Origin of the sequence: Serratia sp. PGPR-27, assembly GCF_022678525.1 — a bacterium.
In the GTDB taxonomy this organism is placed as follows: Bacteria; Pseudomonadota; Gammaproteobacteria; order Enterobacterales; family Enterobacteriaceae; genus Serratia; species Serratia nematodiphila.
In genome coordinates this window covers 40,254-49,258 of record NZ_JALBYS010000042.1, presented here as the reverse complement: position 1 = coordinate 49,258, position 9,005 = coordinate 40,254, and the positions used below count along the sequence as shown (strand labels likewise).

Here is a 9,005-nt window from a genome sequence, read left to right as displayed (position 1 = left end):
CTGCTGGTTGTCGATAAGACGCGCCTTGCCCAGCCAGGCTGCCATCAGCACCACCGCTCGCTGGCTGTCCACCGTCAGCGGCTGCAGGCTGTCGGCGTCGCGAATAAACAGCTCATCCGGCGTAAAGCCGGCGGCGCGCAGCTGCTCGGCGGTCTGCTCCAGCAGCGCTTCGATCTGGCGCTCGCCATTGGCCAGCTGTTGCGCCAGCGCGTTCATGATCTTGCTCAGCTGCGGCGCTACCTTGCGCTCTTCGGCGGTCAGGTAGCCGTTGCGCGAGCTGAGGGCCAGGCCGTCTTTGGCGCGCACGGTCGGCACGCCGACGATATCGATGTCGTAACCCATGTCCGCCACCATTTTGCGGATCAACGCCAGCTGTTGGTAATCCTTCTCGCCGAAACAGGCCAAATCAGGCTGCACCAGGTTGAACAGCTTGCTGACGATGGTGGAAACGCCGCGGAAGTGGCCCGGCCGGCTGGCGCCTTCCAGGATGGTGGAGATGCCCGGCACGTCGACGTAGGTCTGCTGCTCCAGGCCCTGCGGATAAACCGCGGCCGGGGCCGGCGCGAACACCAGATCGACGCCGCGGCGGGTCAGCTTTTCGCTGTCTTCCTGCAGCGTGCGCGGGTAGCGCGCCAGATCGTCCGGGCGATCGAACTGCATCGGGTTAACGAAGATGCTCACCACCACCACGTCGGCGCGGGCGCGCGCTTCATCGACCAGCGTCATGTGGCCGTCGTGCAGGTTGCCCATGGTCGGCACCAGCGCGATGCGTTTGCCTTCCTGGCGCCAGCGGCGGATCTGCTGACGCAGCATCGGCAGGGTTTCGATAATAATCATTGGGTGACTCCTGGAACCATCGCTTAGTTAAAAGAGTGTTCAGCCGCCGGGTAGAGGCCTTGCTCCACTTCCTGAATGTAGTGCTGCACCGCCGTGCGGATATCGCCGCTCTGCGCCAGGAAGTTCTTGGCGAACTTCGGCGTGTGGCCGCCGGTGATGCCGAAGGCGTCGTGCATCACCAGGATCTGGCCGTCGGTGCCGTTGCCGGCGCCGATGCCGATGACCGGAATGGACAGCGCTTCGGTGATCTGGCGCGCCAACTCGGTCGGCACGCACTCCAGCACCAGCAGCTGAATGCCGGCCAGCTCCAGATTCTGCGCGTCCTGCAACAGCTGTTTGGCGGCCAGTTCGTCGCGCCCTTGTACCTTATAGCCGCCGAACACGTTGACCGACTGCGGCGTCAGGCCCAGGTGGCCGCATACCGGCACCGCGCGCTCGGCGAGCATTTTCACCGTGTCGCACAACCAGCTGCCGCCTTCCAGTTTCACCATGTTGGCGCCGGCGCGCATCAGCTCGGCGGCGTTGGCGAAGGTTTGTTCGGGGGTGGCGTAACTCATGAACGGCAGATCGGCCAGCAGCAGACAGGCCGGCGCGCCGCGGCGCACGGCGCGCGTGTGATAGGCCACGTCGGCGACGGTGACCGGCAGCGTGGAGTCGTGGCCCTGCAGCGTCATGCCCAGCGAATCGCCCACCAACAGGACTTTGATGCCTTGCTCTTCAAACAGTTTGGCAAAGCTGGCATCGTAGGCGGTAAGGGTAGCAAACTTGCGTTGCTCCTGTTTCCACTGGCGCAAGTGGGTCACGGTGGTGGGTTTCATCACAACGTCTCCTGAAACGGGCCGTGCGGCGTACGCAGGCCCAGGCTGCAAAAAAGTGCAGTCATTCTACTGTAACCCGATCGGGGTGGGTAGCGCGGATCGCCATGCTTAAGCGGTTCTTAAGAACCTTGTGGTGCAATGGCGCCAAGACTCAAAAGGGATACTCATGCGAATTCTGTTGATCGAAGATGACAAACTGATCGGGGACGGCATCAAGGCCGGGCTGACCAAACTCGGCTTCAATCTGGACTGGTTCACCGACGGCGCCGTCGGCAAAAATGCGCTGGACAGCGCGCCGTACGACGCGGTGATCCTCGATCTCAGCCTGCCGGGCCTCGATGGTCTGGATCTGCTGCGCCAGTGGCGCCAGGCCGGGCAGGACGTGCCGGTGCTGATCCTCACCGCCCGCGATGCGCTGGAGCAGCGGGTCAGCGGGCTGCAAAGCGGCGCCGACGATTATCTGTGCAAGCCGTTCGCGCTGGCCGAAGTGGCGGCGCGCCTGCAGGCGCTGATCCGGCGTCGCCACGGCCAACTGATGCCGCAGCTGACGCACGGCAACGTAGTGTTCGACAGCGCCACCCGCAGCGTGAGCTGCAACGGCGAACCGGTGACGCTGACGCCGCGCGAATTGGCGGTGCTGGAGCTGTTTTTGCACAACAAAGGGCGGGTGCTGGCGCGGCCGTTGATTCAGGAGAAACTGTACAACTGGGACGACGAGGTGAGCAGTAACGCGGTGGAGGTGCATATTCACCACCTGCGGCGCAAGCTGGGCAACGGCTTCATCCGTACCATCCACGGCGTGGGTTACACGCTGGGGGATGCGCCGTGAAGCATCTCAGCCTGCGGCTGCGCCTGATCCTGATCTTCAGCCTGCTGGCGCTGCTGACCTGGAGCACCGCCAGCGTGGTGGCCTGGGTGATGTCGCGCAACACCATCAACGAAGTGTTCGACACCCAGCAGATGCTGTTCGCCAAACGGCTGGCGACCGCCAACCTCGGCGATCTGTTGGCCGATGAAAGCGCGCGCAGCCTGCCGAAAACCAAGAAGCTGGTGCATCACGGCAAGCGCGGCGAACAGGACGACGACGCGCTGGCGTTCGCCATCTTCGATCGCCAGGGCAAGATGCTGCTCAACGACGGCGAGAACGGTGCCGACTTCCTGTTTGACGGGGAGCGTGAGGGTTTTACCGACGGCGAGCGCAAAGGCGATGACGACAGCTGGCGCCTGGTGTGGCTGACCAGCCCGGACGGGCGCTACCGCATCGTGGTCGGCCAGGAGTGGGATTACCGGCGCGATATGGCGCTGGGCATGGTGACCGGCCAACTGGTGCCCTGGCTGGCGACGCTGCCGGTGCTGATGCTGCTGATCGCGCTGATGGTCGGGCGCGAGCTGCGGCCGCTGCGCGCGGTGGCGGCCGGTTTGCGCCGGCGCGCGCCCGATGATGCGACGCCGCTGGACGCGCGCCAGGTGCCGCCCGAGGTGCGCCCGCTGGTGGATGCGCTCAATGCGCTGTTTGCCCGCATCAACGCTTTGCTGGTGCGGGAGCGACGCTTCACCTCCGATGCCGCGCACGAGTTGCGCAGCCCGCTGGCGGCGCTGCGGGTGCAGACCGAAGTGGTGCAGCTGGCGGGGGACGATGCGCCGATGCGCGAGCACGCGCTGGACAATCTGACGCTCGGCATCGATCGCGCCACCCGGCTGGTGGATCAGCTGCTCACGCTGTCGCGGCTGGATTCGCTGTCGGATCTGGCCGAACTGGCGCCGATCGACTGGAACAATCTGGTGACGATGACCTTGGCGGAACAGGACCGGCAGGCGCATGCGGCGGGCGTGACGCTACGCTATGAACATCGGGGAACGCCGCCGCCGCGTCAGGGAGAAACCTTGCTGCTGTCGCTGCTGTTGCGCAATCTGCTGGACAACGCGGTGCGCTATACCCCGCAGGGCGGCGTCGTCACCGTGACGTTGAGCGAACGTTCGCTGACGGTGGAGGACGACGGTCCGGGTGTCACCACGGAGCATCTGGCGCGGCTCGGAGAGCGCTTCTATCGCCCGCCGGGGCAGGAACAAACCGGCAGCGGGCTGGGGCTCTCGATCGTACAGCGTATTGCCGGCTTGCATGGTTTACAGATCAGTTTCGCCAATCGCCCGGCGGGGGGATTTGTCGCGCGGCTGGCGCTGTAGGCGGGTCAGGATTTCGGTTTTGGCGAGTGCCACAGCGCCATGCCGTTTTCCGGCACGCGCTTGAGGCAGCTGGCGAGCGGTTCGCCATCGGGGAAAATCAGATCGGGGGCGATTTCTGCCAGCGGGTAGAGCATGAATTCGCGCTCTTTCAGGCCGTAATGCGGCACCGTCAGGCGATCGGTATGGATCACCTGGTCGCCGTACAGCATGATGTCCAGATCGAGCGTGCGCGGCCCCCAGCGTTCATCCTTGCGCACGCGCCCCTGATTGCGTTCTATCGCCTGGGTATGGTCGAGCAGCTGTTCGGGCGGCAACAGGGTATCCAGCGCCACCACCGCATTGAGAAAGTCCGGCTGGTTTTGCGGCCCCAGCGGCTTGGTGCGGTAAAACGAAGAACAGGTGACCCGCCGGGTGCGCGGGAGATGCTCCAGCGCCTCCAGCGCGGCGTTAACCTGTTGCAGCGGCTGCGCCAGGTTGCTGCCCAGCGCGATATAAACGCGGATCATTATGCCCCTTCTTTACGCGGTGCCCGGCGGCGAGGGCGGCGTTGGCGCGCGCGGCGCGGCGCCGGATCGTCACCCAGGGTGCTCAGCATGGCTTTCTGCCGCGCCGGCGTGGCGTCCTGGAACTCGCCCCACCACTCGGCCAGACGCAACATTTCCTGATTGTCTTCCACTTCCGCACGCAGCGCCAGCAAATCATAGGCGGCGCGGAATTTCGGATGCTCCATCAGTTTGTGCGCGCGTTTGCCCTGGCGGCGGGACAGGCGCAGCTGCAGCTGCCAGATATCGCGCACCAGCGTGGTGATGCGTTTCGGGATGGCCAGCGAGCGGCACTGCTCGTCGAGCACGTCGTTCATCGCCAGCGCGAAGGCGTCGTAGTAGGCCAGGCCGCTTTCCTGCGCCAGCTTCTGCGCATGCTCCAGCAGCGGGTACCACAGCATGGCGGCGAACAGGAACGCCGGGTTGACGCGCATGTCGTTCTGCAGACGGTGATCGGTGTTCTTCAGCACCTGCACCAGAATGCGCTCCATCGGCGTATCGTGGTTCGGCGTGAAGTTACGGGCGATCAGCGGGAACAGCGGTTGGAACAGCTGGTATTCGCACAGCTTCAGGTAGGTCTGGAAACCGTAACCCGCCTGCAGCAGCTTGAGGGATTCTTCGAACAGACGCGCCGGCGGGATCTCATGCAGCAGCGAAGCCAGACGCGGGATCGGCTCGGCGGTCTCTTCGCTGATGCGCATGTCCAGCTTGGCGGCGAAGCGCACCGCGCGCAGCATACGCACCGGATCTTCGCGGTAGCGGGTTTCCGGATCGCCGATCAGGCGGATCACGCCTTGCTTCAGATCGTTCAGGCCGCCGACGTAATCGCGCAGGGTGAAATCCGCCACGCCGTAGTACAGGCTGTTGATGGTGAAATCACGGCGCTGGGCGTCTTCCTCGATCGAACCGAAGATATTGTCGCGCAGCAGCATGCCGTTTTGCGCCTGCTGGGAGGAATTCTTGTCGGATTCCTGATTCTGTTCGTGGTGACCGCGGAAGGTGGCCACTTCGATGATCTCCGGCCCGAACATCACGTGCGCCAGGCGGAAACGGCGGCCGACCAGGCGGCAGTTGCGGAACAGCTTGCGCACTTGCTCCGGCGTGGCGTTGGTGGTGATGTCGAAGTCTTTCGGCTTTTTACCGAGCAACAGATCGCGCACCCCGCCGCCGACCAGATAAGCCTCGTAGCCGGACTTGTTCAGGCGATAAAGCACTTTCAGCGCATTCTCGCTGATGTCCTTACGGGAGATCGCGTGCTGTTCGCGCGGGATCACGGTCATCGAGTCGTTGCTCTCGGCGATAGGAAAAGGCGGACGCTTGCGCGGCGTTGAGCGGCGGGCAGGGGCGTTGCTGCCGTTATCGGCGGCGCGCGGCTGCGGCGCAGGGCGGCTTGGCGCCGCGGCACGCTCTTCGCGGACTACGTTTTTATCGCCGGCCGCCGCGTCGTCGCGGGGCAGCTTGTCATCGCGGGTCAGTACCTTACGACAGAAGTTGGCTACTCGGGTAAAAATGGTACACCTCGATAGTGACTGATAAAAATGGAGCTAACAAAAAATAGCGGCTAATCATAGCTCACCATGGCTCCTTTGAGAATGCCGGCGTGTTTTCATCCAGAGGGATAGCCTCCTGACGCGGCACGTTTTCCAACCGCCAGTGTTCGATCGCCCAGCTCAATAATAATGGCAGGTCAAGATCTTGCCAGCTTTCCGGCAGCGGTTGGCGCAGAAATTTCAGCGCGGCGATCAGCACCGGGCGCGGATCGCCGGCGGGCAACGCCGGCGCATGATTTTGCTTCGACAGCTTGATGCCGTTGGCGCCCAGAGCCAGCGGCAGATGCACATAGGCGGGCACCGGCGCCTGCAGCTGGCGGTAGAGGGCAATTTGGCGCACCGTCGGTTCGATCAGATCGGCGCCGCGGACAATCTCGGTCACGCCCTGAAAATGGTCGTCGATCACCACCGCCAGGTTGTAGGCGAACAGCCCATCGCGGCGGCGAATGATAAAGTCTTCCCCCGCCAGCGCCGGATCGGCGTGCAATTCTCCCTGCAGGAGATCGTTGAACCGGTAAACGGGGGCGGTCTGACGCAAGCGGATAGCGGCACCCTGCGGGCCGAGCTGCAAATCGCGGCAGTGGCCGTCGTACAATCCGCCGATGTGCTGGATGCGGCTGCGGGTGCAGGTGCAGTAATAGCTGAGCCCCTGGCGCTGCAACAGATCCAGCGCGGCACGATAGGCGTCGTGACGTTGGGATTGATAGATGACCTGGCCGTCCCAGTGGAGACCATAATGTTCCAGCGCGGACAGGATGCGAGCGGCGGCGCCGGGGACTTCGCGCGGCGGGTCGATATCTTCGATGCGAACCAGCCACTGCCCGCGTTGGGCGCGAGCCTGAAGGTAGCTTCCCAGAGCGGCAATCAGCGAACCGAAATGCAGATCCCCGGAAGGCGATGGGGCAAAGCGCCCCACATAATGACTTTCTTGCATATCAGAGGGGAGAGGTTCCCTTTTCTCTGTGCGGCGCACGCGGGTGCGCACGCCGCAGCGATAACATACTCGTTATGCTTGAAACTGCATCTGTGTTAGCTGCGCCTGCTTACCCGAATCACTTACTTGAGTAAGCTCATCGGGATGCGCATTCTTGCCGCCTTGATGCAGCTCCAATCATGTAGAGTAGCGGTATTAGCCGGCCATCTGCTTTTCGCGGATCTCAGCCAGCGTCTTGCAGTCGATGCACAGATCGGCGGTCGGACGCGCTTCGAGGCGACGAATACCGATCTCCACGCCACAAGATTCGCAGTAGCCGAAATCATCGTCTTCCACTTTCTTCAGCGTTTTCTCGATCTTTTTGATCAGTTTGCGTTCACGGTCACGGTTACGCAGTTCAAGGCTGAACTCTTCTTCCTGAGTGGCACGGTCGGCCGGATCAGGGAAGTTGGCTGCCTCTTCTTGCATATGCGATACAGTACGGTCCACTTCGTCCCTGAGCTGGTTGCGCCACGCTTCAAGAATGCGCTTGAAATGCGACAACTGGGCGTCGTTCATGTACTCTTCGCCCGGCTTCTCTTGGTACGGCTCCACCCCAGCGATGGCGAGAATGCTCAAGGACGAGGTTTTACGGTTTTGCCCTTCTTGCATGTTGCTTCTCCTACATACACACGCACTATCGAATCCCCAATGCGGGGGAAAAACAGGCCGCTATAAATAACAGAAGGAAGGTAGGTTGGCAATTATTCCTGTCGCCCGCTTGACAATCGTGTGAAGGAGGGCGTATTTGGCGATCGTGCTGGCCGGTTGTCTATTTATAGGGACCCGACTGCGCTAATCGATAAAAAACGGCAGCTTATCGCAGAGATAAATACCGTCAGGTGATAACTTTGCCCCGTAGCAAACCACTTCCACTCCCAACTGCCGGACCTGTGCCAACAGCGCCGCATAGCGCTCATCTATATGATGTGCCGGTGCGACCTGCTCAATACCGCTGTGTAACACGGCAAAGAACAACACCGCCCGTTGCCCGCTTTCAACCACGCTGAGCAACTCACGCAGGTGCTTTTGCCCTCTGAGCGTTACCGCATCAGGAAAGTAACCACGTTGTTGTTGCAGTAATGTGACTGACTTAACTTCAATATAGCAGTTAACCCGATTTTCTGCCTGTAATAACAAATCGATACGGCTGTTTTCACCGCCGTATTTCACCTCGCCGCTGATTTTACTGTAACCGGATAATTCATTGATTAAATTATGTTCAATCGCCTCGCGCACCAGCGCGTTGGCGCGCAGGGTATTGACGCAGATCCAGTGCCCCTGTTGGGTATGGGTCAACTCCCAACTGTGGGCGTATTTGCGCTTGGGATTGTCCGAGGTGGAGTACCAAACGGTGTCGCCGGGCGTGGCGCAGCCGGTCATGGCGCCGGTATTGGCGCAGTGCAGCGTAAAGGTTTCCCCTTCCGGGGTGATCACGTCCGCCAGAAAGCGTTTGTAACGTTTGATCAGCGTAGCGGAACGCAGCGGTGGAGAGAAAATCATGCGGATGCCTGTTTGGCCAGCGGCCACTGTTCGAGGTGTTGATAGCGGGTGCGGCCGTTTTCGAACACCGACTCATATAAGGAAAAGGCGTCGGCGCTGAACGCCCAGCCCGGCGTCGCCGGCGGGATCGCCACCGGCTGAGTGGCGGCGCGCAGCAGCGTGATGTGCGGATGGAACGGCAGCGCGCTTTGATGGCAGCCGCTGCGTGCGGCCTGCGAACGCAGCAGCTCGGCCAGCTGCAGCAGCCCGCGCGGCGCGCGGCGGGTGCCGAGCCAGACCACGCCGGGGCGCGGCCAATGGCCGAGATCGTCGAGCCGCATGCTGAAGCCGGGTTGCACGATACGGCCGGCCAGTTTGCGCAGCGCCAGTTCTTTCTGCGCGCTGACCTCGCCGAGAAACGCCAGCGTCAGGTGCAAATTGGCCGCCGCCACCGGCCGGCCGGCCTCCGGCGCAAACGCCTCGGCGCGCCAGCGGATCACCTGCTGTTGCAGGGCGTCAGGCAAGGACAGGGCGAAAAACAGGCGGCGCGAATTGGACATAAGGACTCGGCAAATGCATGACAAAACGGTCGGGAACAGCGGTAAACGTTACTGGCAGC

Annotated in this window: 10 protein-coding genes; 2 read left to right on the top strand and 8 right to left on the bottom strand. The window is 62.4% G+C overall.

What is annotated here, in order from left to right:
• Together panC and panB are read right to left on the bottom strand one after the other, a co-directional pair.
• On the bottom strand, window positions 1-837 hold an 837-nt coding region (gene panC, locus MMS95_RS20065; protein ID WP_242142149.1), incomplete at its 3' end, for a pantoate--beta-alanine ligase.
• A 23-nt stretch (window positions 838-860) separates the two neighbouring features.
• Complete coding sequence (gene panB / locus MMS95_RS20060) at window positions 861-1,655, bottom strand: 3-methyl-2-oxobutanoate hydroxymethyltransferase (RefSeq protein ID WP_004937548.1); 795 nt, start codon at window positions 1,653-1,655, stop codon at window positions 861-863.
• Window positions 1,656-1,821: 166 nt separating this feature from the next.
• Here panB and qseB point away from each other — a divergent pair, with 166 nt between their 5' ends.
• Together qseB and qseC are read left to right on the top strand one after the other, a co-directional pair.
• Window positions 1,822-2,484: a quorum sensing response regulator transcription factor QseB gene (gene qseB / locus MMS95_RS20055; RefSeq protein WP_004937550.1), complete on the top strand. Its 663-nt coding sequence runs from the start codon at window positions 1,822-1,824 to the stop codon at window positions 2,482-2,484.
• Window positions 2,481-3,839 carry a quorum sensing histidine kinase QseC gene (gene qseC / locus MMS95_RS20050; protein ID WP_242142147.1) on the top strand — a complete coding sequence of 453 codons (1,359 nt, stop codon included), beginning with the start codon at window positions 2,481-2,483 and terminating at the stop codon, window positions 3,837-3,839. The genes qseB and qseC overlap by 4 nt, the downstream gene beginning before the upstream one ends.
• A gap of 5 nt (window positions 3,840-3,844) precedes the next feature.
• Here the strand turns inward: qseC and folK are convergent, their stop codons facing one another.
• The 6 genes from folK to thpR all read right to left on the bottom strand — a co-directional run bounded on the left by folK (window position 3,845) and on the right by thpR (window position 8,946).
• Window positions 3,845-4,345 carry a 2-amino-4-hydroxy-6-hydroxymethyldihydropteridine diphosphokinase gene (folK, locus tag MMS95_RS20045; RefSeq protein ID WP_088381918.1) on the bottom strand — a complete coding sequence of 167 codons (501 nt, stop codon included), beginning with the start codon at window positions 4,343-4,345 and terminating at the stop codon, window positions 3,845-3,847.
• Complete coding sequence (gene pcnB, locus MMS95_RS20040; RefSeq protein ID WP_049239909.1) at window positions 4,345-5,661, bottom strand: polynucleotide adenylyltransferase PcnB; 1,317 nt, start codon at window positions 5,659-5,661, stop codon at window positions 4,345-4,347. Before pcnB ends, folK begins: the two co-directional genes overlap by 1 nt.
• 292 nt (window positions 5,662-5,953) lie before the next feature.
• Entirely contained in the window at window positions 5,954-6,865 is a 912-nt protein-coding gene (gene gluQRS / locus MMS95_RS20035; protein WP_015379024.1) for a tRNA glutamyl-Q(34) synthetase GluQRS, read from the bottom strand.
• Window positions 6,866-7,060: 195 nt separating this feature from the next.
• Window positions 7,061-7,516: an RNA polymerase-binding protein DksA gene (dksA, locus tag MMS95_RS20030; RefSeq protein WP_004937569.1), complete on the bottom strand. Its 456-nt coding sequence runs from the start codon at window positions 7,514-7,516 to the stop codon at window positions 7,061-7,063.
• Between the two features lie 183 nt (window positions 7,517-7,699).
• Window positions 7,700-8,407 (bottom strand): DNA/RNA nuclease SfsA, encoded by a 708-nt coding sequence (gene sfsA, locus MMS95_RS20025; RefSeq protein WP_004937572.1) that lies wholly within the window; start codon window positions 8,405-8,407, stop codon window positions 7,700-7,702.
• Complete coding sequence (gene thpR / locus MMS95_RS20020; protein ID WP_021504743.1) at window positions 8,404-8,946, bottom strand: RNA 2',3'-cyclic phosphodiesterase; 543 nt, start codon at window positions 8,944-8,946, stop codon at window positions 8,404-8,406. Before thpR ends, sfsA begins: the two co-directional genes overlap by 4 nt.
• Between the last annotated feature and the right edge of the window lie 59 nt (window positions 8,947-9,005).

Excerpts from the sequence above, each read along its gene's own strand:
- pcnB (WP_049239909.1), bottom strand. The coding sequence starts at position 5,661 with ATGACCGTGATCCCGCGCGAACAGCACGCGATCTCCCGTAAGGACATC.
- panB (WP_004937548.1), bottom strand. The coding sequence starts at position 1,655 with ATGAAACCCACCACCGTGACCCACTTGCGCCAGTGGAAACAGGAGCAA.
- sfsA (WP_004937572.1), bottom strand. The coding sequence starts at position 8,407 with ATGATTTTCTCTCCACCGCTGCGTTCCGCTACGCTGATCAAACGTTAC.
- dksA (WP_004937569.1), bottom strand. The coding sequence starts at position 7,516 with ATGCAAGAAGGGCAAAACCGTAAAACCTCGTCCTTGAGCATTCTCGCC.
- thpR (WP_021504743.1), bottom strand. The coding sequence starts at position 8,946 with ATGTCCAATTCGCGCCGCCTGTTTTTCGCCCTGTCCTTGCCTGACGCC.
- gluQRS (WP_015379024.1), bottom strand. The coding sequence starts at position 6,865 with ATGCAAGAAAGTCATTATGTGGGGCGCTTTGCCCCATCGCCTTCCGGG.
- qseB (WP_004937550.1), top strand. The coding sequence starts at position 1,822 with ATGCGAATTCTGTTGATCGAAGATGACAAACTGATCGGGGACGGCATC.
- folK (WP_088381918.1), bottom strand. The coding sequence starts at position 4,345 with ATGATCCGCGTTTATATCGCGCTGGGCAGCAACCTGGCGCAGCCGCTG.